This is a genomic window from Peribacillus folii (genome assembly GCF_030271255.1).
GTDB lineage: Bacteria > Bacillota > Bacilli > Bacillales > DSM-1321 > Peribacillus.
Genome location: NZ_JASJOM010000019.1, coordinates 1 through 26,079, shown reverse-complemented (window position 1 = coordinate 26,079; position 26,079 = coordinate 1). Strand labels below are relative to the sequence as shown.

General features: G+C 44.3%; 23 protein-coding genes. 22 read left to right on the top strand and 1 reads right to left on the bottom strand.

Annotated elements, in window-relative coordinates:
* Positions 1 to 110 precede the first annotated feature (110 nt).
* The 21 genes from QNI08_RS21355 (at position 111) to QNI08_RS21255 (ending at position 23,992) form a co-directional block, all read left to right on the top strand.
* On the top strand, positions 111 to 986 hold the full coding sequence (locus QNI08_RS21355) for a carbohydrate ABC transporter permease (protein WP_285769365.1): 876 nt from the start codon (positions 111 to 113) through the stop codon (positions 984 to 986).
* Positions 979 to 1,827 carry a carbohydrate ABC transporter permease gene (locus QNI08_RS21350; protein WP_483313806.1) on the top strand — a complete coding sequence of 283 codons (849 nt, stop codon included), beginning with the start codon at positions 979 to 981 and terminating at the stop codon, positions 1,825 to 1,827. Before QNI08_RS21355 ends, QNI08_RS21350 begins: the two co-directional genes overlap by 8 nt.
* A 39-nt stretch (positions 1,828 to 1,866) precedes the next feature.
* A complete protein-coding gene (locus QNI08_RS21345) occupies positions 1,867 to 2,925 on the top strand; it encodes a zinc-dependent alcohol dehydrogenase (RefSeq protein ID WP_285769363.1) in 1,059 nt (352 codons plus the stop codon).
* Positions 2,926 to 2,979: 54 nt separating this feature from the next.
* Positions 2,980 to 3,774 carry a sugar phosphate isomerase/epimerase family protein gene (locus tag QNI08_RS21340; protein WP_285769362.1) on the top strand — a complete coding sequence of 265 codons (795 nt, stop codon included), beginning with the start codon at positions 2,980 to 2,982 and terminating at the stop codon, positions 3,772 to 3,774.
* Between the two features lie 15 nt (positions 3,775 to 3,789).
* Complete coding sequence (locus tag QNI08_RS21335) at positions 3,790 to 4,824, top strand: Gfo/Idh/MocA family protein (protein WP_285769361.1); 1,035 nt, start codon at positions 3,790 to 3,792, stop codon at positions 4,822 to 4,824.
* Positions 4,821 to 7,043, top strand: a complete 2,223-nt coding sequence (locus QNI08_RS21330) for a glycoside hydrolase family 65 protein (protein ID WP_285769360.1) — start codon at positions 4,821 to 4,823, stop codon at positions 7,041 to 7,043. The genes QNI08_RS21335 and QNI08_RS21330 overlap by 4 nt, the downstream gene beginning before the upstream one ends.
* Before the next feature lie 65 nt (positions 7,044 to 7,108).
* Complete coding sequence (locus QNI08_RS21325; RefSeq protein WP_285769359.1) at positions 7,109 to 8,254, top strand: glycerate kinase family protein; 1,146 nt, start codon at positions 7,109 to 7,111, stop codon at positions 8,252 to 8,254.
* Positions 8,247 to 8,945 carry a beta-phosphoglucomutase gene (gene pgmB, locus QNI08_RS21320; protein WP_285769358.1) on the top strand — a complete coding sequence of 233 codons (699 nt, stop codon included), beginning with the start codon at positions 8,247 to 8,249 and terminating at the stop codon, positions 8,943 to 8,945. The genes QNI08_RS21325 and pgmB overlap by 8 nt, the downstream gene beginning before the upstream one ends.
* Before the next feature lie 498 nt (positions 8,946 to 9,443).
* Positions 9,444 to 11,081, top strand: a complete 1,638-nt coding sequence (locus QNI08_RS21315; protein WP_285769390.1) for a SulP family inorganic anion transporter — start codon at positions 9,444 to 9,446, stop codon at positions 11,079 to 11,081.
* A gap of 83 nt (positions 11,082 to 11,164) precedes the next feature.
* Complete coding sequence (locus QNI08_RS21310; RefSeq protein WP_285769357.1) at positions 11,165 to 11,587, top strand: MerR family transcriptional regulator; 423 nt, start codon at positions 11,165 to 11,167, stop codon at positions 11,585 to 11,587.
* Between the two features lie 158 nt (positions 11,588 to 11,745).
* On the top strand, positions 11,746 to 13,233 hold the full coding sequence (locus tag QNI08_RS21305; RefSeq protein WP_285769356.1) for a carboxylesterase/lipase family protein: 1,488 nt from the start codon (positions 11,746 to 11,748) through the stop codon (positions 13,231 to 13,233).
* A gap of 157 nt (positions 13,234 to 13,390) precedes the next feature.
* Positions 13,391 to 14,740 (top strand): amino acid permease, encoded by a 1,350-nt coding sequence (locus tag QNI08_RS21300; RefSeq protein ID WP_285769355.1) that lies wholly within the window; start codon positions 13,391 to 13,393, stop codon positions 14,738 to 14,740.
* Positions 14,741 to 14,874: 134 nt separating this feature from the next.
* Positions 14,875 to 15,528, top strand: a complete 654-nt coding sequence (nadD, locus tag QNI08_RS21295; protein WP_285769354.1) for a nicotinate (nicotinamide) nucleotide adenylyltransferase — start codon at positions 14,875 to 14,877, stop codon at positions 15,526 to 15,528.
* 413 nt (positions 15,529 to 15,941) lie between these two features.
* Positions 15,942 to 16,976 (top strand): sulfate ABC transporter substrate-binding protein, encoded by a 1,035-nt coding sequence (locus QNI08_RS21290; RefSeq protein ID WP_285769353.1) that lies wholly within the window; start codon positions 15,942 to 15,944, stop codon positions 16,974 to 16,976.
* Between the two features lie 69 nt (positions 16,977 to 17,045).
* A complete protein-coding gene (gene cysT, locus QNI08_RS21285) occupies positions 17,046 to 17,885 on the top strand; it encodes a sulfate ABC transporter permease subunit CysT (RefSeq protein ID WP_285769352.1) in 840 nt (279 codons plus the stop codon).
* Between the two features lie 11 nt (positions 17,886 to 17,896).
* Positions 17,897 to 18,781, top strand: coding sequence for a sulfate ABC transporter permease subunit CysW (gene cysW, locus QNI08_RS21280; protein WP_483313805.1), 885 nt, complete (start codon positions 17,897 to 17,899; stop codon positions 18,779 to 18,781).
* Between the two features lie 10 nt (positions 18,782 to 18,791).
* Positions 18,792 to 19,856 (top strand): sulfate/molybdate ABC transporter ATP-binding protein, encoded by a 1,065-nt coding sequence (locus QNI08_RS21275; protein ID WP_285769351.1) that lies wholly within the window; start codon positions 18,792 to 18,794, stop codon positions 19,854 to 19,856.
* A gap of 648 nt (positions 19,857 to 20,504) precedes the next feature.
* Complete coding sequence (locus tag QNI08_RS21270) at positions 20,505 to 21,884, top strand: C40 family peptidase (RefSeq protein ID WP_285769350.1); 1,380 nt, start codon at positions 20,505 to 20,507, stop codon at positions 21,882 to 21,884.
* Between the two features lie 209 nt (positions 21,885 to 22,093).
* The gene (locus QNI08_RS21265; RefSeq protein ID WP_285769388.1) at positions 22,094 to 22,534 is read left to right on the top strand and encodes a hypothetical protein; all 441 of its coding nucleotides are present in this window, start codon (positions 22,094 to 22,096) and stop codon (positions 22,532 to 22,534) included.
* Positions 22,522 to 22,821, top strand: a complete 300-nt coding sequence (locus QNI08_RS21260) for a YxcD family protein (protein WP_100533905.1) — start codon at positions 22,522 to 22,524, stop codon at positions 22,819 to 22,821. Before QNI08_RS21265 ends, QNI08_RS21260 begins: the two co-directional genes overlap by 13 nt.
* A 193-nt stretch (positions 22,822 to 23,014) precedes the next feature.
* Positions 23,015 to 23,992: an aldose 1-epimerase gene (locus QNI08_RS21255; RefSeq protein ID WP_285769349.1), complete on the top strand. Its 978-nt coding sequence runs from the start codon at positions 23,015 to 23,017 to the stop codon at positions 23,990 to 23,992.
* A 35-nt stretch (positions 23,993 to 24,027) separates the two neighbouring features.
* Here the strand turns inward: QNI08_RS21255 and QNI08_RS21250 are convergent, their stop codons facing one another.
* Positions 24,028 to 25,416, bottom strand: coding sequence for an amino acid permease (locus tag QNI08_RS21250; RefSeq protein ID WP_285769348.1), 1,389 nt, complete (start codon positions 25,414 to 25,416; stop codon positions 24,028 to 24,030).
* A gap of 458 nt (positions 25,417 to 25,874) precedes the next feature.
* On the opposite strand from QNI08_RS21250, the gene QNI08_RS21245 reads away from it, so the two are divergent.
* Entirely contained in the window at positions 25,875 to 26,042 is a 168-nt protein-coding gene (locus QNI08_RS21245) for a YezD family protein (protein WP_285769347.1), read from the top strand.
* The last annotated feature ends 37 nt before the right edge of the window (positions 26,043 to 26,079 follow it).

Genomic DNA, 26,079 nt, shown 5'->3' with positions numbered 1-26,079 from the left:
TTTCAGGAAATTTGTCCAAGATCGATGCCTATTTGTGATAATTGGTAGCATAATAAGGGGTCTTGGACATTTCATAGGGGGAAACGGGATGTATTAAGGGGGTCATGAACATGAAAAACAGAGGGAAATCGGATATGAAGTTGGCATTGGTACTGCTTTTCCCAAGTGTCTTTTTAGTGCTTTTGCTTGTTGCATATCCAATGATATCCAATATAAGGATTAGTTTTTTTGATCTACCAATTAACCCAAGGCTAGATGCAGCCTTTGTCGGGTTAAAAAACTATACCGACATACTGACGGATGTCGAATTCATTAAATCATTAGGGATTACCGTTTTATACATGATACTGGCAGTGGCTGGGAGCACGGCATTGGGATTGGCCGTGGCAATCTTTTTTAACCGCCCTTTCAAATTCCGCAAAGCGGCCCGGTCATTAATCATCCTGTCTTATGTAACCCCTTCGATTTCCTTGGTTTTTGCCTGGAAATACATGTTCAATAATGGATATGGCGTCATAAATCATTTGGGGGTGGACGTGTTCCATCTATTTGATAAAGCACCCCTTTGGTTCGACAATCCTGTCAGCAGCTTCATCCTGGTCGTGCTTTTTGCAATTTGGAGGTACTTCCCTTATGCATTCATCTCGTTCCTGGCAATCCTGCAGACGGTTGATTCCAGTTTGTATGAAGCAGCGGAAATCGATGGTGCTTCGACCTGGGAGAAGTTCAGGAATGTGACCATCCCAGCAATCATGCCTGTACTGATAACGATAATAACGCTTCGTTCCATCTGGTTATTCTATATGTTCACGGATGTATATCTGTTGACGAACAAAGTGAACATCATCGGTATCTACTTGTATGAAACGGCATTTGCCTTCAATGATCTCGGTAAGGCCGCATCCATATCTGTCATTCTTTTCATTATCCTTTCCATCGTAATCATAGCATCAAGAAAGCGGGTGAAGTTCAATGGCAATGGCTAGCAGTAAAAAGAATAAAGCAGCAAGGAAAATCGGCTTTTATACCGGGCTGATCGCCTTATTGGTCGTTTCCTTATTTCCTTTCTTCATCATGTTGATGACTTCATTCAAGAACTCCAAGGAAGCGGTTGCTACCGAACCGACCTTTTTTCCGAAGCATTGGACATTGCAGCATTATGTTGATATCTTCAATCCGGATATCTTCCCTTTTTTATCCTATTTTAAAAACAGCTTAACGGTGGCCCTCACTGCAGCGCTGCTGTCTGTTTTAATCGGGATTTTCGGGGCATATGCCCTTTCGAAATTGAACTTTATCGGAAAAACGACCATTAATGCAAGCTTCTATACCGTATACATGCTATCCGGGATTTTGCTTGTCGTGCCTTTATTCAAGATCATTTCGGGCCTTGGTTTGTATGATACAAAAACAGCATTGATCATCACCATGATCGTTCAAACGCTTCCAACCTCGATTTTCATGTTAAAAAGTTATTTTGACACCATTCCCGATGATCTGGAGGAAGCGGCTATGATTGATGGGTTAAACAGGGTCCAAATCATTTTCTATATAATCATCCCTCTAGCCATATCAGGGATCATCTCTGTTTTTGTGTATTCCTTCATGGTCGCTTGGAATGATTACTTGTTTGCATCGATATTCCTGTCGGATTCCGCAAACTTCACGCTTCCGATCGGCTTGAATGCCTTATTCAGTACACCTGACTATATTTGGGGAAGAATGATGGCAGCCTCGCTCATAACGGCATTGCCTGTTGTGGGGATGTATGCAATATCCGAGCACTTCATTAAAGGGAACATGACCGAAGGCGGAGTGAAAGGATAATCGGAAAAATTCAAAAAAAAATGAGAGAAGGTATATAGGATGAAAAAATTAGTTGCGGTAAAACCAAGGGTAGCAGCATTGGTCGATTACGAAGAAAGTGACATCAAGCCGAATGAAGTGAGAATAGATGTGCATTTCGCATCGCCTAAACATGGAACCGAAGTGATCGACTTCCGCGGGATGACACCTTTCATGGATGAGGATTTTTCTGAAGAGTGGCGGATGTTCATGCCAAGGGAAGAAGGATCGACTAAAGGGATCGTATTCGGTGAATTCCAGCTTGGGAATATGGTTGTAGGACAAATCATTGAAATCGGAACCGATGTAACGGAATACCGAGTGGGGGATACGGTTTGTACATACGGACCCATCATGGAAACGGTCATTGTAAATGCTGTGGATAACCACCGTTTACGAAAAATGCCTGAAGGCGCCAAATGGCAAAATGCCGTGTGCTATGATCCCGCACAATTTGCCATGAGCGGTGTCCGCGATGCCAACGTACGCGCAGGTGATTACGTCGTTGTGGTGGGCCTTGGTGCAATTGGGCAATTGGCCATTCAGTTGGCAAAGAAAGCGGGTGCGAGCATCGTTGTCGGTGTCGATCCCTTGAGTCAACGCAGGGAGATCGCACGGCGTAACGGGGCAGATGCTTGCTTTGATCCGACGATTGATGACGTTGGTTTTGAAGTGAAGAAGCTGACGAATAAAATAGGGGCGGATTCCATCATTGAAACAAGCGGAAATGCGGCAGCCCTTCAAGCGGCACTGAAGGGCATTGCGTATGGCGGCATCATTTCCTATGTGGCCTTTGGGAAAGCCTTTCCGGAAGGGTTGAATTTCGGAAGGGAAGCCCATTTCAATAATGCCAAAATCGTGTTTTCCCGCGCAGCAAGCGAGCCTAATCCAGATTTTCCGCGCTGGAACAGGAAGCGCATTGAAGAGACCTGCTGGGAGCTGCTCATGAACGGCTATCTGAATTGCGAGGATATCATCGAACCAATCGTTTCATTTGAACAGAGTGCAGAAGCCTACATGGAATATATCGATCAGCATCCCGAATTAAGTATCAAAATGGGTATTGACTATAATAAATGAGCCTTTATCGGGCGATGATCAATGTTGAAATATTTGTGAATGGGGGATGTATTAATGAAAATCGGTACACAGGATCAGCCGTTTTTTCCGAGGGATTTGAAAGAAAAATTCTTTTTCTTAAAAGAGGCAGGCTTTGAAGGCTTTGAAATTGATGGCAAACTCCTTGTCGATCATTTGGAAGAAGTGAAGGATGCCATTAGGGAGACAGGGCTTCCGATAACGACTGCCTGCGGAGGGTACATGGGTTGGATTGGTGACTTCAATGAGGAACGCAGGCTGAATGGATTAGCAGAAATCAGAAAAATCCTTGAAGCGCTCCAAGAAGTGGGCGGGAGCGGAATTGTCGTTCCGGCTGCCTGGGGCATGTTCACCTACCGATTGCCGCCGATGGATGCTCCCAGAAGCCGGGAAGCAGATAGAAAGGCCGTAAACGATTCCCTGCTTTACTTGGAGACAGTTGCACGGGAAACCGGGACAACGATATTTCTTGAACCTTTGAATCGCTATCAAGATCATATGATCAATACGCTTGCAGATGCAAGGAGTTATATAGAAGAAAACGAGTTGAACAACGTGAAAATCATCGCCGACTTCTATCATATGAACATTGAAGAAGATGGTATATCCGAGGCACTGCATCTGAATCGTGATTTGATTCGGCACATCCATCTGGCGGATAACCACCGTTTTCAGCCAGGCAGCGGCTCACTGGACTTCAGTCGTCATTTCAATCAGCTGAAGAAAGATGGATATGATGGTTTTTTAACCCTCGAATGCCGTGTTAGGGGAAATGATCCGCAAGCGGAATATATGAAAGCATTACATTACCTAAGGCAATCACTAGGTTAAAGGGGCTGAGAATGGATGAAGAAGAGGATTGCGATAATAGGTGGAGGGCAAATGGCAGAAAAGGTCCATGTTTCATTCTACCGTACCAGGAATGAGGTAGAAATTGTCGCAGTTGTCGGCCCAAATTTCGAGCGGACAAAAAAATTTGCGGAACGGAACGGAATCGCACGATACTATACGGATGCCGAGGAGATGTTTCAAGCGGAACAGCCGGACATCGTCAGTGTCTGCACGCCGAATAAATACCATTATGAGCATGTCATGCAGGCCCTTGGGCATGGCTGTCATGTAATGTGCGAGAAGCCTCCTTCCATTTCAGCTCAAGAAGCAAAGCGCATGCATGAAGTTGCTAAAGAAAATGACCTTATTCTCGCTTATAATTTCCACCATCGCTTTGCAGAAGATGTTAGAATCATGCAGCAACAAGTGGCGGAGGGCGTCCTTGGGGACATTTATGTCGTTAAAGCAAAAGCTCTGCGCCGAAGCGGTGTACCTGGTTGGGGGAACTTCACCAATAAAGAAGCGCAGGGAGGCGGTCCCCTAATCGATTTGGGCGTCCACATGCTTGATGCTGCCCTCTATGTAATGGGTTATCCGAAAGTAGAAAAAGTAACGGCAAAAATGTTTCAAAAAATCGGCACGAAAAAATCGCACGGATCTTTTGGTGAATGGGACCCGAACAAGTATGAAGTGGAGGACTCCCTATTTGGATTCATAGAGCTTGAGGGCGGGTGCTTGCTGCAAATCGAGACTTCCTTTGCTCTGAATATAAAAGAAACATCGATCATGAATGTGGAATTTCTTGGAGACGAGGCGGGTGCAACCCTGTTTCCTGCCCACATTTATTCTGATCGAAAAGGGGAATTGGTGACGATCTTGGATAGGGAGACAGCCGACCCAGACAGGCTGCAAAAGGGCATGGCCGCCTTTGTTGATAAATGCCTTGGCAAAGAGGTCATGGTGGCTGACGGTAGGGAAGGTTACTTGATCATGCAACTCGTTGAAGCTCTCTATCAATCTGCTGAAAAAGGTGAAAGCATATCCATATGAAAAAATTAGATGAAAATAGATTCGATCTGCGTTATATAAATAAATTCGCTAGTTTAATGACTGTAGGTAACGGATATTTCGGTCTTCGTGCTTCTCATGAGGAGAATTATGTAGGTCAAACAAGAGGAATGTATGTGGCAGGGATTTATAATAAAGCTACAGCCAATGAACCGTCCGATTTAGTCAATTTGCCTGATATGGTAGGCATGAACATTGAGCTTGACGGAGAGTATTTTTCCCTGATAACTGGAGAGATCCTTTCCTACCAACGCCAGTTGAACCTTGAAAATGGGGAATTGCGACGTGATATCGTATGGAAAAACGGTGCCGGTTCACGCTTCCGCCTTACATTCCAGCGTCTTGCAGCCAAAAATGACCTCCATGTCCTGGCAACTAAATTGACGGTAACTTCTTTGGATAAACCGGCTCAAATGAAGATCGTGACCGGAATCGATGCGCAGCAAACGAATTATGGAAGACAGCATCTTATTGAAGAAAAGGTGCGTGTTGCGGAAGGGGACCTGCTTCAGGGAATCTATAAAACAACCGAATCAGGGCAAACGATCGCACTTGCAGCATGTTGTACCTGTTCAGCCAATGGCGGGATAGCCCATACAGCCAAAAATAGGCAGCTCCTATCCGCCATTAAGCACGATCTTCCGGCCGATGCCCCTTTCGTCCTTGAAAAAATCGGCGTCATTTATACGTCTCTTGATGGTGATTTGAGGGAGCAAAGCCCTGAAGAGGCGAGTGAAGCGGCACTAAGAAGCTTCTCTGCTGCCGGATATGATGCTTTGCTTCACGAATCCGCAGCAGAGTGGGCGCAATTTTGGAAGGAAAAGCGCATTAAAGTGAGCTCCACGAGGGATTTTGACCAGCTTGCGCTCGACTTTTCAGTTTATCAACTGGAGGTCATGACCCCTGCTCATGATGAACGGTTTAGCGTAGGCGCCAAGGGTTTGACGGGAGAAGGATATAAAGGCCATGTGTTTTGGGATACGGAAATATTCATCATACCCTTCCATCTGTTTACGGAGCCGGAAAAAGCGAGAAAGCTCTTGCGTTACCGTTACCTGAAACTGAAGCAGGCGCTCGGTAAAGCTGCATCTAATGGATATGAAGGTGCTTTGTTCCCTTGGGAAAGTGCCTTTACTGGGGAAGAAGAAACACCCGAATTTGCCGCCATTAACATTAAAACCGGGAAGCGGCAGAAGGTTGCCTCCGCCTTGGCGGAGCATCATATCGTTGCAGACATTGCCTATACGGTGGTGAAGTATTACCAAAATACACTGGATGACACATTCATGAAAAAAGAAGGACTGGAGCTTCTTAAGGAAACGAGCCGGTTTTGGATCAGCCGGGCCGAGGAAGAACAGGGCCAGCTGGTCATCAAAGATGTCATCGGCCCGGATGAATACACGGAACACGTAGATAATAATGCATTCACCAATTATATGGCTTGGTACAATGTCAAGCAGGCGCTGTTTTTTATGGATAAATACGGCGATGATGATGGTCAATTAAAGAATCGGGGCCATGAGTTTTTGAAGCGCTTATATCTGCCTAAGGCCAATGATGATAAGATCATCCCCCAAGATGATACGTTTCTGAGCAAGCCTGAGATCGACCTTTCGCGGTACAAACTAGCTCAAGGCAGCCAAGGGATCCTCATGGACTATTCACGACAAGAAGTGAATGAAATGCAAATCCTGAAACAGGCGGATGTCGTCATGCTGCTTTACTTATTACCTGATTTATTCCCGCGTGATATACTTTCAAAAAATCTGGATTACTATGAGGAGCATACCATTCACGATTCTTCATTGAGCAAAGCGATTCATGCCATAGTTGCAGCGAGGGCGGGTGACATCGATAAGTCCTATCAATTTTTCCAGGAGAGCTGTTTAATCGACCTGGGCCCGAATCCGCATTCATCTGATGAGGGACTTCATGCAGCTTCCCTCGGTGCCATCTGGATGGCTGCGATGTTCGGTTTTGCCAATGTCTCCATCAAGAATCAGCGGTTGAACCTAGACCCTAGACTGCCTTCGGAATGGTCGGAACTTACCTTTCCGCTCATTTTCCAAGGAACCCGCTTACACATTGCCATCACCCATGAGCAAGCCGTGATCACGAAGGTTGCCGGTGATGATCTGTACATTGAGCTAAAGGGGAATGTATTTCTTGTATCGAATATAGTTGAAGTGGACCTTGGGTAAGAGGCCTTCACTTTCGGATGGAGCATTCGACCTTGCAAGTGATCATTAAAAAATGGGAGGCAAACATGAAAGTTGTCATTGCACCAGATTCATTTAAAGAGAGTTTACAAGCAGACGAAGTGGCTAAAGCAATTCAAGCAGGGTTCATGTCCATATTCCCAAAAGCGGAGTATCATTTGCTGCCAATTGCAGACGGCGGTGAAGGTACGGTCAAAGCTCTGGTATCCGCTCATAAGGGGAGCATCGAAAGCATTTCGGTTACAGGTCCGCTTGGAAACCCGGTAGAAGCGAAAATAGCATTCTCGAATGGTGGCAAGACAGCTTTTATCGAAATGGCGGAGGCGTGTGGATTACACCTTGTTCCGCTAAATCGGCGAAATCCTATGCATACCACCTCCTTTGGAGTGGGAGAGCTGATGCGTCATGCGCTGGATCAAGGGGCCTCGGAACTGATCATTGGAGTCGGCGGGAGTTCCACTAATGATGGCGGAGTGGGCATGGCCTCCGCGCTTGGATATGAATTTTTCGATGAACAAGGAAAGCCTGTAGAGGGTACCGGCAAGGATCTGTTCAGGATAACATCATTGTCTGATCTTAACCGTGACCGGCGTTTGGATTCTATGAAAATCACAGTGGCTGCAGATGTCGAAAATCCCTTGACTGGACTTAACGGTGCAACTTACATATACGGTCCGCAAAAAGGGCTCCCGGAAACGATGTTGAATGAGATGGATCAAGCTATGGGCAGTTTTTATCAAATAGCAGGCAGCCATATGGGAACGGATGTCTCCTCCTTGCCGGGAAGCGGTGCCGGCGGAGGGATGGGAGCAGGACTGCTGTTATTCACAGGAGCTCAGCTTAAGAAGGGCATTGATCTTGTGCTGGAGCACTTAAAGGTCAAAGAGGTTTGCCATGATGCGGATATCGTGATTGTCGGCGAGGGTAAAATGGATGGCCAAACGATTTATGGAAAGGCACCTGCAGGCGTTGCGAAATGCGCGCCGCGAAAAGCGAAGGTCATAGCGATTTGCGGAAGTGTGGGTGAAGGCACGGAAGCCCTTTACGAACATGGCTTTGATGCGATCTTCCCCACCATTCCTGCGATGCGGCCAATTGAAGAAATTCTAGGCGGTGCCTATGCGAATATCGAGAGAACATCTCGGAATGTGGCGGCACTGCTTCAAAATGGGAGGGACGGTTCTAATGGATGAAAGGTTCATTGATGCTGTAGTATTTGACCTGGATGGCGTCATAACGGATACTGCGCATTATCATTTCCTGGCTTGGCGGCAACTCGCTCATGAGATGAACATCGAAATTGACGAAGTGTTTAACGAAAGGCTAAAGGGCGTAAGCCGCATGGCTTCACTCGAACTGATCTTGGAAGAAGGCAATCGACAAAACGACTTCACATTACATGAAAAAGAATCTATGGCGGAAAAAAAGAATCAACATTATTGCCAGTTTTTAAACCATTTGACGCCTCAAGATATCCTGCCGGGAATAGTGGAGCTGATCTCCGCCATTAAAAAAGAAGGTGTTCCGATTGGCCTTGCATCCGTTTCCAAAAATGCCCTGACGGTTTTGCGGGCACTGCAGTTGGACAACACTTTTGATTATATTGTCGATGCTTCAAAAGTGAAAAAATCAAAACCAGATCCGGAAATCTTCCTCACTGCATGTAACCGGCTTGAGGCAAACCCGGAGCGTTCGATCGGTATTGAAGATGCCGCTGCCGGCATCGATTCGATCAAGGCAAGCAAAATGTTTGCTGTAGGTGTGGGGAATACCCTTTACAAATCAGATTATCAGGTAACTGCAACAAAAGGACTCAAATGGGAAAATATCAAGGCTGAATATCAAAATTGGAGAAATAGGAAGACCGTAAATGTCATGCGCTAAAGGCTGCTTCCCCAGTAACCCGTCCCCCCTTCATCGGAGGACGGGTTTTTTTATGTTCATGAGGAAGGAGCGCATTTTGAACGGAATTTCCACAATCATGATCTTTCTTCCAGCAGGGTGATTTGGATGGGGAAATAGCCGGAAGTTCAATCTTCCTGATTCATAGTCTATATCTCCGGTATCAAAATAACCAGTCTGGAAGTATTGTCCTGGTTTGTAATACGAGTGTAAAAACGTTGGAAAAAATGTAAACAAATGTTTACATTTCTAACAATGTACAGTTTTACGTTTTACTGTATAATATTGAAGCATGTCAAATAACTTAACAAAGGAGAGTGCACATGACGTCCATTCCGTAAACCCAATGCTCCTGCAGTCAGTAAGAAACATTTTCCCCTGTGAAGTTCTTCCATTAAGCAAGGTTCATGCTTTTAGAATACCCCCTCTGTCGATGGTGGATGTTAATCAAAAATGACCAAGGATGTGAGAATGATCAAGATGATAAAAGATACTAGATTTCGAGGGTATAACATGAAGGGTTTTCAAAAAGACGTAACGGCTGGGTTGGTTGTAGGCGTCGTGGCCATTCCTTTAGGATTGGCATTTGCAATTGCTTCAGGTGTGGAACCAATATACGGATTATATACGACGATCATCGCAGGAATTCTCATTTCCATTTTGGGCGGATCGAAATTTCAAATTGGAGGGCCTACTGGTGCCTTCGTTCCCTTATTATTCGGCATCGTCATACAATATGGGTATGAAAGCTTGCTGATTGCCGGATTTTTGGCAGGGCTGATATTAGTGTTGATGGGCCTGCTAAAGCTGGGCAATTTGATGAAGTTCATTCCCCGTCCAGTCATTATCGGCTTTACGACAGGCATTGCCATCATCATCTTTTCGGGACAGATTGCCAGCTTTCTGGGCATGAAGGTGGAAAAGCATGAAGCGTTTATCGATAACATGAAGGAATTGGTGATCAAAGCGGACACGATCAATTTTTATAGTATCGTTGTCGCGTGTATATGCTTCATCGTCATCCTGCTGGCACCGAGAGTTCTGCCGCGAGTGCCGGGGGCATTGCTGGGCCTGCTAGTTTCGACTTTGGCTGCCTCCTTTTTATTTCCGGATAAGGTAGCCACCATTGGCTCGACGTATGGTGCGATTCCGAAAGGATTCCCGGAATTCAATGTGCCGGACTTATCAGTGGAAACCATCATCACCCTCCTACCGGTTGCTTTTACGATTGCTTTGTTGGGAGGAGTCGAATCCTTGTTATCCGCCACTGTGGCCGATAACCTGGGAGGAACCAAGCACGATAGCAATAAGGAATTGGTCGGCCAAGGAATTGCGAATATGGCGACTCCATTTTTTGGAGGAATACCGGCAACGGGTGCCATTGCAAGGACAGCGACCAACATAAAAAGCGGGGCAGTGTCCCCCGTGTCGGGAGTCATTCACGGAATCGTCGTTCTGATGGTTTTACTCGTACTTGCCCCTTTTGCAGAGCATATACCTTTGGCCAGCATGGCTCCGATATTGATGTTTGTTGCCTGGAATATGAGTGAAAGAAAGGAGTTCGCCCATGTATTGAAAACGAAGACGACTGATTCAGCGGTATTATTAGTGACTTTTCTTGTCACGGTCTTCACTGATTTAATCATGGGGGTCGGCATTGGCCTATTGATTGCGTTCGTCACTTTCATAAAAAAAATGAGCCATACCTTAGAGGTTAGAGAAAGGAACGATATCACTGAAATCATCCCGACAGATGATTCGGATTCAAAAATCAACGTGTATAATTTGGAAGGGCCATTATTCTTTGGTTCGATAGATGTACTGGAGTCTTCGATATTGGAGAACTTGGATAATAAGACGAAAATATTGGTTTTAAGCATGCGCCGGGTATCCTATATGGATACGTCAGCAGAGGCTGCACTATTGGCAATCGTTAATCGCATCAGGAAATGCAAAGGAAAACTGATCATTTCCGGAATCCAGCAACAACCGAAGGAGTTGCTTCTCAGCACGGGGTTGTACCATAAAATCGAGAAACAGCATTTTTTTAAATCCAAGGAAGATGCCTTATATTTTGCTAAAAAACAGATGAATGGAAGTGCGGATAAAGTAGTCTAATTGATTCATCCTGGAAGTCCTTTTTTGAAATCTTATGTTATAGTATCGTTAACAGTAGATTTTAAAAGAAGGTGACTATCTGGGTGAATATTTATCGGATTGGCCAGCTCGCTGAACTTGCAAATGTCTCAAGGAGAACCATTGATTATTACACACAGCTAGGAATGCTGAACTATGAAAAAACTGGGTCCAGATACCGATATTACACGGAAGATGCGCTAAACCGCCTTCGGATGATCAATCGGTATAAAGAACAAAATATGCCATTGAATGACATCAAGGAACGATTACAGGTCTGGAAGGAAACCACCGTCGACTCTGAACATGTGCTCTTTAAGATGGACCAGATAGCAAATGATCTTAAAGGGCTGGAAAATGAATTGATGGAATTAAAGCCTTTACTCGACCAGCTTGATGAACAGCAGGTAAAGTTTGCCGTGAAGCAGCTTTCCGTTAGAAGCAGTTCTTTATTGAGCATCATTGCCATGCTTGGCTTAAGCAGTTGACATTCAACCAAAAAAGGACCCCATTGGGTCCTTTTTTGTGACGATCAATTGCTGATTTTTTATTCTTCATATTTCTTTTTTTTGTAAAGATGAAGGATATGAAGGAATTGAAAAAGAAGACTTTAGTAATCAAAACTTTTTTAAAGAGGTGAGAGTGGATGATAGGATCAATCGTAACGACGGCAAAAGGACACCTTCAGGGTACGATGGAGAATGATATATGCGTTTGGCGCGGAGTCAGGTATGCAAAGGCGCCAATTGATGCCCTGCGTTTCCGCTCACCGGAGCCGGTGGAGAAATGGAGCGGTGTTTTGGATGCAGTGGAATTTGGCGCCTTTCCGCCTCAGCCAAGCAAAGGGGCAGGCATTGGGAAAATGGATGAGGATTGCTTGTTTCTTAATATATGGTCACCGAGAGCTGATGATAACAAGCGGCCCGTCATGGTGTGGATACCAGGTGGGACATACATATCCGATGCTGGAACCGCCGCTCGATTTAGCGGGCAGTCCTTGGCGAAAAGTGGAGATGTTGTCGTTGTAAGCATCAATTACCGGATAGGGGCACTGGGGTTTTTGGATTTTGCTGGAGAGTCTGAAGAATTCGAAACCAATTTAGGTTTACGAGACCAAGTTGCATCCCTAAAATGGGTCAAGGAAAATATAGAGGTTTTTGGCGGTGACCCTGAAAATGTAACGATTTTCGGCGAATTGTCCGGGGGGAGTGCCGTAACGACCTTACTGTCTGTCCCATCCGCAAAAGGACTATTTCAAAGGGCTATAGCCGATTGCCCTGCCCCGGCATTTGCAGTCGGAAAAGGAAGCGCACGGAAAGTCAGTGAAAGTTTCCTTCAGATCTTGGGGATCGGAATGGATGAAATACACCGGTTAAAAACAATTCCAGTTGCAGACATCATAGCGGCCTCTTCGCAATTTCAACACGAGAATGCCCAAGTCATCCCCGGTTCTCTGCTGCCGTTTGGGCCTATCGTCGATGGTGATTTTTGGCCTGATTATCCACTGGAATCGATTATCTCGAGGAACACCGAAGGCATCCCATTGCTTATCGGAATAAGTCGGGACGATACGCCACTATTTGGCGAATCCGATTTCCTTTACAATGTGACAAATGCTGGGAGTGTCGGGGAAATGCATGAAAACACGGAGCCAGAGGAGAAAGAGTGGATTTCAAAGGCTTACTGTTCGTTCTCTGAAAAGGAAACGCTTGGTATTGGCTGTGATGGAACGTACCATATCCCTTCCATTTGTTTTGCGGAGGCATACAGCCGTATTGAAAAAACATGGATGTATCGCTGTGATCATAAAACGGAGATCAATCGCTTAGACAAATGGAAAGCGACGCCTGGCTTGAACCGGCCTTTTACCTTCCGGACTTTAGGTGCCACACTTGTGAAGAGAATCCGTTCCGATCGTTTCAGGCCAACAGCGCATAAGGCTTCAGACAGGATAAGGGATCATTGGGTTAATTTTGCGAAATATGGAGATCCCAATCCGCCAGAAGGGGAAATTTGGCCAAAATACAAGGAAGCCAATCGTTACACGATGATCTTTGATAAAAGAGATTATATTGAAAAAGATCCTAATGGAATGATAAAGTTGGCAGGGGAAGGTAAAGAAATCTGCAAATGACCGATGCCGATGGACGTAGGATCCTTCCGCAACGGTTGCTGGAAAAAGAGATTGAGATAAGCGAAGATTTCTTCAAGGGCTGGTAGCAGCTGGGCCTTGCTTATACGAAAAACCATGTAAATCAAAGGGATATCATTGTCTAAGATGGGAGCAACATATGGAGAAGAATAAACTGCGTCGTGAATTATCATCTAACCAAATCACCATGATTGCCATGGGCTGTGCAATAGGCACCGGTTTATTCCTGGGCAGCGGCCTCGCGATATCGACAGCAGGGCCCAGTGTCCTGATCAGCTACGCAATCGGGGCCTTCATCGTCCTTCTTTTGATGGGCTGTTTGGCGGAAATGACGGTAGCCTACCCAACATCGGGTTCCTTTGGAACGATTGCCGAAAAGTATATCAGTCCGTTTGCTGGTTTTGTTGTGAGGTATTCGTATTGGATCGCGAATGTCCTGGCAATTGGGGTCGAAGTGAGCGCCATTGCTGTATATATGAAATATTGGTTTCCGGATGTGCCTGGAAGCATTTGGATTATCCTTTTTGCGGCCTTGCTGGTTTATGTTAATGCTACAAGCGTCAATGCATTCGGGAACTTCGAATATCTGTTTTCGATGATAAAAATAAGTGCCATCGTCATCTTCATTTTATTGGGAGCGTACGTGGTCATCGGTGCCGAGCCCGCAAGCGGAATCGGCGTGGGGAATTATACCGATCACGATGGGTTTCTGCCATTTGGGTTCTGGGGGCTTTGGGTCGCCATTTTCATTTCCCTCTTCAGTTTTTTAGGAACGGAACTGATTGCGGTGACGGCAGGAGAAGCAAAGGATCCTGATATTGCTGTGCCGAAAGCTTTAAAGGCGACTGTCTTCAGACTCGCCACTTTTTATGTACTGACGATCGGGATCATGTTAATGATTGTACCATGGCAAGATGCCGGCATTGATAAAAGCCCCTTTGTCAGGGTGATGGAAATCCTCAATATTCCCGGTGCATCGGGAATCATGAATTTTATCATTTTAACGGCAGCACTATCTGCCATGAATAGTCAATTATATGCCTCCACGAGGATGATATTTTCTTTATCCGAGCAAAGGCAGGCCCCGGCATTTTTTCGGAAATTGAGCCGAAATGGAGTCCCGGTAAGGGCCTTGTTCATTTCCACATTGGGCATTTTCCTCGCCGCTGGCGTAAAGGTCCTGCTTCCTGAAACCTCTTATGCTTTCATGATGGGGATATCGATGTTCGGCGCCATTTTGACCTGGTTCATGGTGTTCATCTCGCATTTGTATTTCAGGAAGAGCTGGGAGAAATCTGGCGGCCGGAAATTACCCGTAAAAATGCACGGTTTTCCGTATTTAACATGGCTTGGCGCCTTGCTTTTGCTTGCTTTGACGGTATCCACCTGGTTCACCGGGCCATTTAAAATCGTTCTCCAGTTTGGAGTGCCTTGGTTGATTTTTCTTTGCATTGTTTACACCTTCATGATGAAAGTCAAGAGAAGGTGAGGAGGAAGAAGAATCGTATGACTCAATAAAGGCTTGGCTGCTATGAACGAGGTTGTAAGCTTTGATGGACGTTCCCGTTTTTACGGTTTCAATTTGATGGGTCAAGGCAGTGATAAAAAGGGGGAGATGAATGGATGGGCAAGATTGGAATTTACGGTTCTTCCTTCGATCCAGTCACAAATGTCCATTTATGGACAGCATCCACGATTGCGCACCGTGCTAAGCTGGACAAGGTGATTTTCTTACCTTGTGCAAGTGGGCGTATCGATAAACAGATGAAAACGAGCAATGAGCATCGTTGGGAAATGCTTCGGATGGCCATTGAGGATAATCCGCTATTCGAAGCGAGTGATTATGAAATCAATGAACGTGCCGGTACAGGTAAACAATATACTTGGTATACGATGGAATTCTTTAAATCCCGGTATCCGATGGACGAATTGTATTTCATAATGGGTGCCGACTTACTCGGTGATATGGATAATCAGGATCAGCCCGTACACTTGCGATGGAAATTCAGGGAAAAATTAATTGCCAATCATAAATTTATCGTTATGGCACGTGATGGGATTGACATGCTGAAGATCATTTCCAGAAGTCCGCTGCTTAGGAATTATGATGACGGAAATACCTTCCATCTAATTGATAAAGGTCTTTCGATGGAAATCAGTTCTACCTATATTAGGGATGAATTCGCCATGGGGGGAGAGCCAAGGTATTTGCTGCCTGATCGATGTTATCAATATATTTTGGATAAGAAGCTGTATCAAAAAGATGACATGCCTTAAATGCGTTTACATGTATGTGCTCGCTTTGTTTATAATATGGACCCTATGGGATGGACACTTTGAGGAAATTCCATCCTATAGGGCGTTTTTGTGTATGATATTTGGACATGACCTGTTCAGTGCCCTTAGCGTAAAGATGAACATAAAATTTGATTTTCCATAGTTTGGATCATGTGCTTAGTCCATTTCATTTTGCTCATATTAAAAATTAAAGGGATTTGAAAAACTATAGTTCCACCTATTTGCATAAAAACATAGTTGACAACTTGGTATACTTTCCTTTATGGTAGTTATACGTAAATTCAGAATATTTGCTGATCAGAGAACTGAAGGCATGCGATCTCCTTGAATAGAGTGATTGAGGGGGTGGTTTGCCTTTTTTGTTGTTAAAAGCGAATACTAGGGGGAAGTCCATGAAAAAGTTGCTGGTGTGGTCAAGTGTAGTTTTAGCCTTCGGTTTACTGGCTGGTTGTAATTCGGCGGAAAAAACGGAGGGAGACGGGAAACCGAAATCGGTTGAGCTATTGAATGTTTCATATGATCCGACACGGGAATTGTATCAGGAATTCAATGAGGCATTTGCGAAGCATTGGAAGGAAGAGTCCGGTCAGGACGTAACGATTCAACAATCTCATGGCGGTTCCGGTAAACAAGGCAGGGCCGTGATTGATGGGCTGGAGGCGGATGTCGTTACATTGGCACTTGCATATGATATTGATGCCATCCATGAAGCTAGTAACCTATTGGCGGAGGATTGGCAAAAACGATTGCCGGAAAACTCGACGCCATATACATCAACGATCGTGTTTTTGGTGAAAAAAGATAACCCAAAAGGAATTAAAGATTGGGATGACTTAATCAAGAAGGATGTATCGGTCATTACGCCAAATCCAAAGACTAGCGGAGGGGCAAGGTGGAATTATTTGGCTGCCTGGGCCTTTGCCGAGAAGAAATACGATAATGACGAAGCAAAAGTGAAGGATTTCATGAAGAAGCTTTATCAGAATGTTGAGGTTTTGGATTCGGGAGCACGCGGTGCAACGACCACATTTGTGGAACGGGGAATCGGCGATGTCCTGATTGCTTGGGAAAATGAAGCTTATTTAACACTCAAGGAGTTCGGTGATGACAAATATGAAATCGTCAATCCTTCCCTCAGTATTTTAGCAGAGCCTCCAGTTGCCGTTGTCGATGAGGTGGTCAAGAAAAAAGGAACCAAGAAAGTGGCTGAAGCTTATCTGAAATACCTATACACGGATGAGGGGCAGGAAATTGCCGCGAAGAACTTCTATCGTCCTAGGGATGAGAAGGTTCTCGAGAAATATCAAGACCAATTTGCCAAAATCGATATGGTGACGGTTGATGGCAAGTTTGGCGGGTGGAAAAAAGCCCAAGAGACACATTTCAACGATGGCGGCACATTCGACGAAATTTACCAACCCAAATAAGCCATGAGGGAGAAGGTGCATATTCACACCTCTCCCTCATAATCCATATGAAGGAACTGGGGCGAAACGATGACAATAATGACAGAAGGAAAACGGAAGAATAAAAGGACCATACCCGGTTTTGGATTGACGATGGGTTTTACATTGATGTACCTTACCATCATCGTTTTGATTCCGTTATCGATGGTTTTTCTAAATACGTTTTCTATGGGATTGCCGGAGTTCTGGTCGACCATAACAGAACCAAGGGTAATCGCCTCATATAAATTGAGTTTTATGACAGCGTTAACTGCGGCCTTCGTGAACGCGGTTTTTGGTGTTTTAATTGCCTGGGTGCTCACTCGCTATTCTTTCCCCGGCAAACGGATCATCGATGGATTGGTTGATTTGCCTTTTGCCCTGCCGACTGCAGTCGCAGGGATAACATTGACCACCTTGTATTCACCGAATGGCTGGATTGGCCAATTTTTCAGCTTTAAAATCGCATTTACCCCTGTGGGCATCATCATTGCCCTCATATTCATCGGTCTTCCATTCGTGGTCAGGATGGTACAGCCGGTGCTTGAAAATATTGAAAAGGGGATGGAAGAGGCCTCGGCTTCCCTCGGGGCGAATCGCATGCAAACATTCATAAAAATAATCTTTCCCGAATTGATACCAGCCATATTGACTGGCTTTGCACTTTCATTTGCAAGGGCGCTGGGAGAGTATGGATCGGTCGTCTTCATTGCCGGGAACATGCCATTTAAAACGGAGATCTCACCGTTGATCATCATGACAAAGCTTGAACAGTATGATTATGAAGGTGCCACAGCGGTAGCGGCAGTCATGCTCGTCATTACATTTCTGATCTTGTTCACCATTAATGTCCTGCAATGGTGGACAGGGAAAAGATATTCAGGGAAGTAGGAGGGGACATAATGGAACAAGATCATACAGTTGTTGCAAAGACGAACGGACCAGTCATCATGACGAAAAATGCGACAAAAGAGCCAAAATTGATACAGTGGATCCTCATTTCCATCGTTTTGCTATTTTTGACTTTATTTTTAGTCGTCCCCTTGATCGCCATTTTTGTAAAGGCGTTTGAAAAAGGGGCAGATGCTTACCTGGCGGCTATAGCCCATCCCGATTCATTGGCGGCAATCAAATTGACTTTGATCGTTGTCCTCATCACGGTGCCCCTGAATGCCGTATTTGGGGTAGTGGCTGCGTGGACGATAACCAAATATGATTTTAGGGGAAAAAACTTCTTAATAACCCTGATAGATTTACCTTTTTCAGTTTCGCCTGTCATCGCCGGTTTGATTTTTGTCCTTTTGTTTGGCTTACATGGGGCACTTGGTACGGTGCTGCAATCGCTTGGCTTGAAAGTGATTTTCTCGATACCTGGAATTGTCATCGCCTCCATTTTCATCACTTTCCCATTCATTGCGCGTGAATTGATCCCGCTCATGCAGAGCCAGGGAACTTCCGAAGAAGAGGCATCACTGACACTTGGAGCAGGAGGTTTCAAGACGTTTTGGTATGTAACGCTCCCTAATATCAAATGGGGACTTTTATATGGCGTCATCCTTTGCAATGCAAGGACGATAGGGGAATTCGGGGCGGTATCGGTCGTATCCGGGCATATAAGGGGAATGACCAACACGATGCCGCTTCATATAGAAATCTTATACAATGAATATCAATTTTCAGCTGCGTTTGCCGTTGCCTCCATGATGTCCATCTTTGCCATCATCACCTTGATCATCAAAAGCATCATAGAATGGAAAACGGACTTTAAATCGACAAAAGCGAGCTAGGAGGGAAGACATGAGTATCATCGTTGAAAACATTACAAAATATTACGGATCATATCAAGCTCTTACAAACATCAATTTGGAAATTGAGAGCGGGGAACTCATCGCCCTTCTTGGCCCTTCCGGATCTGGGAAAACATCGTTACTGCGAATCATTGCAGGGCTTGAGCAGGCAGAGAACGGCAATATCTTATTCAATGAAGAAAACTACACACATAAGCATGTCAAGGATCGCAATGTTGGTTTCGTCTTCCAGCATTATGCCCTTTTTCGCAATATGACCATATTTGATAATATTGCATATGGATTAAAGGTCCGCCCAAGAAAAATAAGACCAAGTAAAAAAGAGATTGAACAAAAAGTGATCGAATTGCTTCAGCTTGTCAAGCTGGAAGGATACAAGGAGCGCTATCCGTCCCAATTATCCGGAGGACAGCGCCAGCGTGTAGCCTTGGCAAGGGCGCTTGCAGTCGAGCCGAACATTCTTTTGCTGGATGAACCATTTGGGGCATTGGATGCCAAAGTACGCAAAGAGCTCAGGCGTTGGTTAAGAAGGCTTCATGATGAATTCAATGTGACGAGTGTGTTCGTGACGCATGATCAAGAAGAAGCGATGGATGTTGCCGATCGTGTGGTCATCATGAATGAAGGGAAAATTGAACAGGTCGGAACTCCGGAAGAAGTGTATGACCATCCGATAAATCCATTTGTTTATGATTTTCTTGGCAGTGTCAATCTTTTCAAGGGTAACGTCCAACAAGGCAAATTAGTAAGCGGGAATGTGGAAATGAATGCTCCTGACAGTGAAGATGGCGTGAGTACAGGGTATGTGAGGGCCCATAATTTCATTATCGAAAGAGAAGCGTCTGGGAATGATTCGATAGCCTCCAACATTGACCATATTCATTCGCTGGGAGCTATCGTCCGCATCGAGGTAATCCGCCAGGATACGAACGAACCGCTTGAAATCGAACTGACCAAAGAACAATATACTCTGCTTGAATTAAAGAAAGGAGAAAGAGTGTTTGTCAGGCCGAAAGAATTGAGAGTCTTTGTCGACTATATGGCTGGGATTTAAGCTAAGGGCGACAAACGGAGGTTTCGGAAAGCTTGCCCCTTCCGAAGCCTTTTTGATTTGTATGCGGCAGCTGCAGACGGGATTCGCTTTTCCTGCCTTCTCAATCGGTGATCAGTTCTATGCAAGGGCATCAGGACCCACCGCCCTCTATATGCGTGTGACCAGTGCTTCGCAGCTCACGTTTCATACTGATAATCTTAAACAAATAGAGTGCAGGCAATAGGTTTTCATCTCCGTATATCCGCAGACAAAATGGAAAATGAAAAGCTGGCTTCCACCCGCCAATGGTCGCTGGTACCTTGGGTATAAAAAGTAGATATATAGTCTTGCATCCATATCCATGCCATGCTTTGTAAAATAATGGACGTTTTATCACGTCAAAAAGTCGAATTTTCACGTTTTATGTTAAAAATGAAATGTAATTGTAATATTGTTATTACGCATTTGACAAAATGTGATGATATACTACGACTTAGGTAAAAACATAGTATCGTTTCAGAAATATATTTCATATTGTTACAACCCTAGAAAAATACATAATGAGTAAAAAAAATAGAGAAGAGTTCCCAGCAATTTAACTTGGCTGATTTTTTTCATAGAGAAAAAGAAGTGGGTCGATGGAAATGCACGGGGAGGAAAGCAGGGGAAATGAGCTTGAAGAAAAAACTTATCGTATTGAACACGACCATTATGCTCGGTTTAGGAAGCGCTTTTGCAATACCGTCAGTGAAGGCAGAGTCCATCTCAGACATCCAATCACAACGCACAGGAATACAATCAGACATATCTGGAGCAGAGCAAGTCATCAAGGAATTGAAACAAGAGCAATCCAAAATGAATTCCCAAATTGCCCAGATTGAAACGTCAATGAAGGAAAATGACGAAAAGATTAACGAAACTAAACAGGAAATCAAAGATACGGAAAAAGCGATAGATTCTTTAAAGAAAGAGATCAAAGCTTTGGAAGATAGAATCGCTAAACGTGAGGAAGTCTTGAAAGAACGTGCCGTTTCATTCCAAGAAAGCGGCGGGGACGTTGATTACCTGGAAGTCGTTTTAGGATCGAAAAGCTTTGGAGAATTCGTCAATCGTGTTGGAGCGGTGGCAACGATCGTGGAAGCTGACCAGCAAATTCTTAGCGAGCAGGAAGCAGACAAAGCTGACCTTGAGAAAAAACAAGGTTCTGTAGAGAAAAAGTTGCAAAATCTTAAGGATATGGAAGTAGAACTTAAAGGCATGCAAGCCCAAATTGAAGACCAAAAAGCGGAAATGGTCGAAATGAAGGAAAAGAGTGAAAAGAAAGAATCGGAAGCAGAAGCCCTAAAACAATCTTTAGAGAATAAAGATGCTGGCTTGGAAGCGCAAATTGCTTCGATTCGTGAAAATATCAAAAAAGAAGAAGAGCGTAAAGCAGCAGAAAAAGCAGATCTTGATCGTGCTGCACAAGAAGTGAATACTTCGAAGTCTTCTAGTGATGAATCTTCTAAAGGTGAAGAGGTGTCATCAGGTTCTTCTAATGAATCTACTTCTGCTTCTTCCAATTCATCCAAAAGCAGCTCTGCTGACAAACCTGAAGCCAGTAAGCCAGCAGCGAGCAAGCCAGCTGCCAGCAAAACAGAAAAAGTTAGCAAGCCAAGCAGTGCAAATACAGGTTCTGCCATTACAGCAGGCTATAAATATATCGGTAACTCGACTTATAAATTCGGTGGCGGAAGAACGGCATCCGATATTGCCAACGGCCGATTCGACTGTTCGGCGTTCGTTGCATGGGCATATAAACAAGCGGGTGTGAATCTTCCAGCAAGTACGGGAGCATTGACCAGCGCGGGAACTCAAGTTTCTAAAAGCCAAATGCAACCTGGGGATTTAGTATTCTTCAATACGTATAAAACGGATGGCCATGTCGGTATTTATGTCGGCGGGGGCAAGTTCATCGGTTCTCAAAGTTCTACAGGTGTTGCAATTGCCAATATGTACAGCGGATATTGGGCAGATAAATTCAACGGCCGTGTCGTACGTGTAAACTAAAGATTCTTCAATAAGCAGGGGGGCTGAGGCTCACCTGCTTATTTTTTTATTTTTTTAAATAAAATATCAAAAAAAATGAAACTTATTTTGATATGGAACGTAAATACTATAAGATAAAACAAGGATGGGTGATGTGGACGTTCAGTAAATCTGGGAAAACATATAAGGAATCAACATTTCATACTACTAAACGGAGGCAAAAAACAATGATGAAAAAATTAATGGCTGCATTACTTACGATTTCACTAGCATTCTCGCCACTAGGTGCCTATGTATTCCAGGACCACGCGGAGTCAGTAGATGCAAGAGGCTACAAATCCGGAAAAAGAAGCTTCAATAGCAACAATAATAATAATTCGAATTTCCAAAATAAACAAACGAATAAATCGGATGCCACTACCACCAATAAAGCAAAAACGAATACGGGAAGTTCTTTTGCTAAAGGCGGTTTAATGAAGGGAATCATGCTTGGAGGATTGGCCGGCTTGCTGTTTGGTGGCCTATTTGCCAATATGGGAGCACTTGGTTCGATCCTTGGTCTAATGGTTAACGTATTAGCGATCATTGCTTTAGTCGTTGTCATCCGAAAAATATTCACTTATTTCAAAGATAAGAAGAAGAAAGAGGATCCTAATCCATGGAGAGGCTAAAGATTTCTGAACAAGATATCATCAATGCCGTTTGCGTATACATTGCTCGTAAAAAGCAAGTACAGCCAAATGAGGTAGAGGTGGAATTGATGTATGATGATGATTATGGCTTTTCGGCGGAAGCATTTGTCGATGGCCGTAAGCAGGTGTTAATTACGATCAATTTGATAGAAGCACTTCGCCTATGGCTTGATGAATATATGAATAAAGATCCCTATTCCGGAATCGAACTTGTGCTGGATGATGAAGAAGGAATAGTGGCCATGGTAAGTGAAAGCAATCGATAAGTAAAGGGTGCCGCAAAGGCATCCTTTTTTTGTTTGTCCAGAAAAAACGAGATTGGTTGACTGATGGATTTCCCTTGCTGTTCATGTTTCTTTCAAGTGTCAGAAGGTCTAATAGGTTCACGTGCCATTTGTTGCAAAAAAAGGCTGGTGGAAGTACGATGGAAATATGTGAAAGCCAAAAGGAGGAGAGTTTGTGGCAAGTTATATAGAAGATATGACTTTCATAAAGGAACAGGCCCTAAAATTCGGCAATGATCATATGGAAGCGATACTTGTACCGTCATTGGGAAGCAATCTTCTTTCATTAAAGTTTAAGGATAAGGATATTGAGGTACTTCGGACCCCCGGTTGTTCAGGTGATTATAAAAAACTCCCGATATTATACGGGATGCCCATTTTATTTCCGCCGAACCGAATCGAAGATGGCCAATTTACTTATAAGGACATAACATACAAATTCCCAATCAATGAAAGGGAAAAATCGAATCACATTCACGGTTTTGTACATAACAGGCCATGGAATGTCATCAAAAGGGAGGTATCCGGGAATAGAATCGTCATCAAGACGGAATTTTCAAGCCGGGATTTTCCTCTTCTTAAAAAGAGCTTTCCGCAAGATATCATCGTCAATATGTCGTTTATTTTAATAGATGATACCTTGGAGTTACAATTGAAAATCCTTAATAACGGTCTTGAATCCTTTCCGTGGGGGGCAGGATATCACACGGTATTCAATTTTCCTTTTGGAGCAGATAGCCAACTCGCGAATTGCCGCATATCGCTGCCAGTTCACGAGCATTGGGAATTGAATGAACGGTCTTTGCCCACTGGGGAAATCCGCGAATCGGCCCTTAAAAAAGAAATCCAAGATGGACTTTGTCTGGAAGGAAGGCTGTTTGATGATATATTTGGCTATGACGAGGAAGGCAATCTGAAAAACGAATGCGTGCTTACCGATCAAGAGGCCGGCGTACAGGTCATCTATCAGGGCGACCAGCATTATAAGTTTTGGGTATTATTCAATCAGGAGGGGTTCGTGTGCCCTGAACCCTACACTTGGGTAACGAATGCACCCAATCTTTCTTTGCCGGCTGACTACACGGGGATGAGGGAGCTGGGATCAGGGGAAACGATTTTGTTGAAAACGAAACTGATTTTGAAGGAGATATAAAGAAACACCCTGGCAGCTGCCAGGGTGTTTCTTGTTTATGCTTTCTTTTTCATCCATAACGGATATAGCAGCAGTCCAAGGACATAAAGGGCGATGCCGAGTATGAATGTATGCATATCGGCTGTGCCTGTCTTGATGACCCAAATGGAGTATACTAATGCAAGGATGGTGATGACACCGTCGCGGACCCTTGATCCCTTCATGATGTCATACGTTTCCCCAGTCAAGACCAACTTCAATTGATATAGGACCGATGCAAGATAAGGAATCAGGTAGGCAAGTGTTGCGACGATCATGGAGAACTTATAAGCTTCCAAAATCGTACCCGAAATGGTGGAGAATAAGAAAATCTGTGTCATGACATTCGTTATTGTCATGGATCGTACCGGCGTGCCATTTTTGTTCGCTTTTCCGAAGTAGGCTGGGAAAAGATTGGATTTTGCTGCTTGGTATGGAACTTCAGATGCAACGACAATCCATCCGATGGTTGAGCCGAATAGCGAGATGACGGCAAGAGCGGCCATCAAATAGGTGCCGCTTGAGCCAACTACGGATTGCAATGCGTCAACGAGCGGCTTTTGTGAAACCTTCAGTTCCTCTTGTGAAATGGCACCCATCGTCAATAAAGTGATGCCGATATAAATGGAAACGGCGATCAGCAAACCGATGATTGTCGCTTTTTTTACATCCGTTTGAGATTTCGCGCGATTTGATAGCATGACGGCTGCTTCAATCCCAATGAAGGCCCATAATGCCGAAATCGCAGCAGCGTTAACTTGAGCTCCTAAAGAAATTGATGTACCAGCTTTATCATAAAATTCTCCGCCATTTCCGAGATTGGAAGAATCAAAGATGAATATCGTGATGATGATGAAGAACAAGAATCCAAGCACTTTCGTGACGGTAGCAATAAGATTCATTTTACCGGCGCTGTTAAAGCTTCTGACAAGGATTGCCTGAATTCCCCAAAGGACGATTGTACATACGGCAAACGTCAGTGCTTTACCAAGCTCGAGTTGAAACGAACCTGCTGTATAAATCACTTTCGTACTGTGCATCACTGGGAAAAACGTCGATAGGTATCCAGCAAATGAAATGATGACGGAAGCTGTCGCAGCCCAATTCGCCGCCCAATATCCCCAAGCCATGCTATAACCTGAAATCCTCCCTTTTGCAGGAGACTTGAACAATGATTGGGCATAGCTTTGAGGGCCTGCCTTCAATTCCGGTTTCCGGACAGCCAGGTTGCCAAAAACAAGCGCTATTAAAAATACCCCCAGTCCTGTAACGCCCCAAGCCAATGTCGCCCCTAACGGACTGGATACCTGTGCTAATTGGGCAGGTAGCATGAAGATCCCGCCGCCGACCATATTTCCAACTACGAAAGTGGTCAAAATCAGTAAACCCCATTTTTTATTAACCATTTATAATCGAACCTTTCTTGAATGCGAGATGTGTTTGTTGCGCCGACTACTTATACTAAAATAGTATATCGTAAATAGTTTAGTTTGGTAAAGTGGTAAATAAGTAAAATATAAAAGGCAGATTATTCAGAGTATTTTTTACTGCATGATTGACAAAAGGAAGAGATTGGATTATATTATTAAATACCAAGTTTGTTGGTAAGAATAATACGCTTTTGCTTTTCCCATGTGGTTTTTCCCTTTAATATTGCCGATTAGTCAACTAAAGGCACCCTTACATCTAATAAATTGGATGCTGGGTGCTTTTTTTATGTAAAGGCAAGCAAAGGGATCCCGAAATCCTTCGAAGGATTATTTTTGTTCATGGATAGCTGGCCGCATTCCTCAAAAAACAGGGGCCGATCTCTTTTGACATTAGCTATGACACGAAGCTTAATTACCAGTAAAGGGGAGATAATATGGAAAAGAAAGAAGAATCGAAAATCAGGCATATCATTTCAAGCTTGGAGGATCTGCAATATGGATCCGTGATCATAACGGTGCACGATGGGGAGATCACCCAGGTGGATACTACTGAGAAGAAGCGGTTCCCGCTAGGAAAGGGCCGGGCTGTGAAAGCTAGATGAATATTGGGGTTTTAAGGAAGCCTTCATGCGAAGGCTC

Coding starts and splice junctions, on each gene's coding strand:
- QNI08_RS21340 (WP_285769362.1), top strand. CDS start 2,980: ATGAAAATCGGTACACAGGATCAGCCGTTTTTTCCGAGGGATTTGAAA.
- QNI08_RS21350 (WP_483313806.1), top strand. CDS start 979: ATGGCTAGCAGTAAAAAGAATAAAGCAGCAAGGAAAATCGGCTTTTAT.
- QNI08_RS21330 (WP_285769360.1), top strand. CDS start 4,821: ATGAAAAAATTAGATGAAAATAGATTCGATCTGCGTTATATAAATAAA.
- QNI08_RS21260 (WP_100533905.1), top strand. CDS start 22,522: ATGGAGAGGCTAAAGATTTCTGAACAAGATATCATCAATGCCGTTTGC.
- cysW (WP_483313805.1), top strand. CDS start 17,897: ATGGAACAAGATCATACAGTTGTTGCAAAGACGAACGGACCAGTCATC.
- QNI08_RS21305 (WP_285769356.1), top strand. CDS start 11,746: ATGATAGGATCAATCGTAACGACGGCAAAAGGACACCTTCAGGGTACG.
- cysT (WP_285769352.1), top strand. CDS start 17,046: ATGACAATAATGACAGAAGGAAAACGGAAGAATAAAAGGACCATACCC.
- QNI08_RS21345 (WP_285769363.1), top strand. CDS start 1,867: ATGAAAAAATTAGTTGCGGTAAAACCAAGGGTAGCAGCATTGGTCGAT.
- QNI08_RS21245 (WP_285769347.1), top strand. CDS start 25,875: ATGGAAAAGAAAGAAGAATCGAAAATCAGGCATATCATTTCAAGCTTG.
- QNI08_RS21315 (WP_285769390.1), top strand. CDS start 9,444: ATGATAAAAGATACTAGATTTCGAGGGTATAACATGAAGGGTTTTCAA.
- QNI08_RS21300 (WP_285769355.1), top strand. CDS start 13,391: ATGGAGAAGAATAAACTGCGTCGTGAATTATCATCTAACCAAATCACC.
- QNI08_RS21355 (WP_285769365.1), top strand. CDS start 111: ATGAAAAACAGAGGGAAATCGGATATGAAGTTGGCATTGGTACTGCTT.
- QNI08_RS21325 (WP_285769359.1), top strand. CDS start 7,109: ATGAAAGTTGTCATTGCACCAGATTCATTTAAAGAGAGTTTACAAGCA.
- QNI08_RS21265 (WP_285769388.1), top strand. CDS start 22,094: ATGAAAAAATTAATGGCTGCATTACTTACGATTTCACTAGCATTCTCG.
- QNI08_RS21270 (WP_285769350.1), top strand. CDS start 20,505: ATGAGCTTGAAGAAAAAACTTATCGTATTGAACACGACCATTATGCTC.
- nadD (WP_285769354.1), top strand. CDS start 14,875: ATGGGCAAGATTGGAATTTACGGTTCTTCCTTCGATCCAGTCACAAAT.
- pgmB (WP_285769358.1), top strand. CDS start 8,247: ATGGATGAAAGGTTCATTGATGCTGTAGTATTTGACCTGGATGGCGTC.
- QNI08_RS21290 (WP_285769353.1), top strand. CDS start 15,942: ATGAAAAAGTTGCTGGTGTGGTCAAGTGTAGTTTTAGCCTTCGGTTTA.
- QNI08_RS21250 (WP_285769348.1), bottom strand. CDS start 25,416: ATGGTTAATAAAAAATGGGGTTTACTGATTTTGACCACTTTCGTAGTT.
- QNI08_RS21275 (WP_285769351.1), top strand. CDS start 18,792: ATGAGTATCATCGTTGAAAACATTACAAAATATTACGGATCATATCAA.
- QNI08_RS21335 (WP_285769361.1), top strand. CDS start 3,790: ATGAAGAAGAGGATTGCGATAATAGGTGGAGGGCAAATGGCAGAAAAG.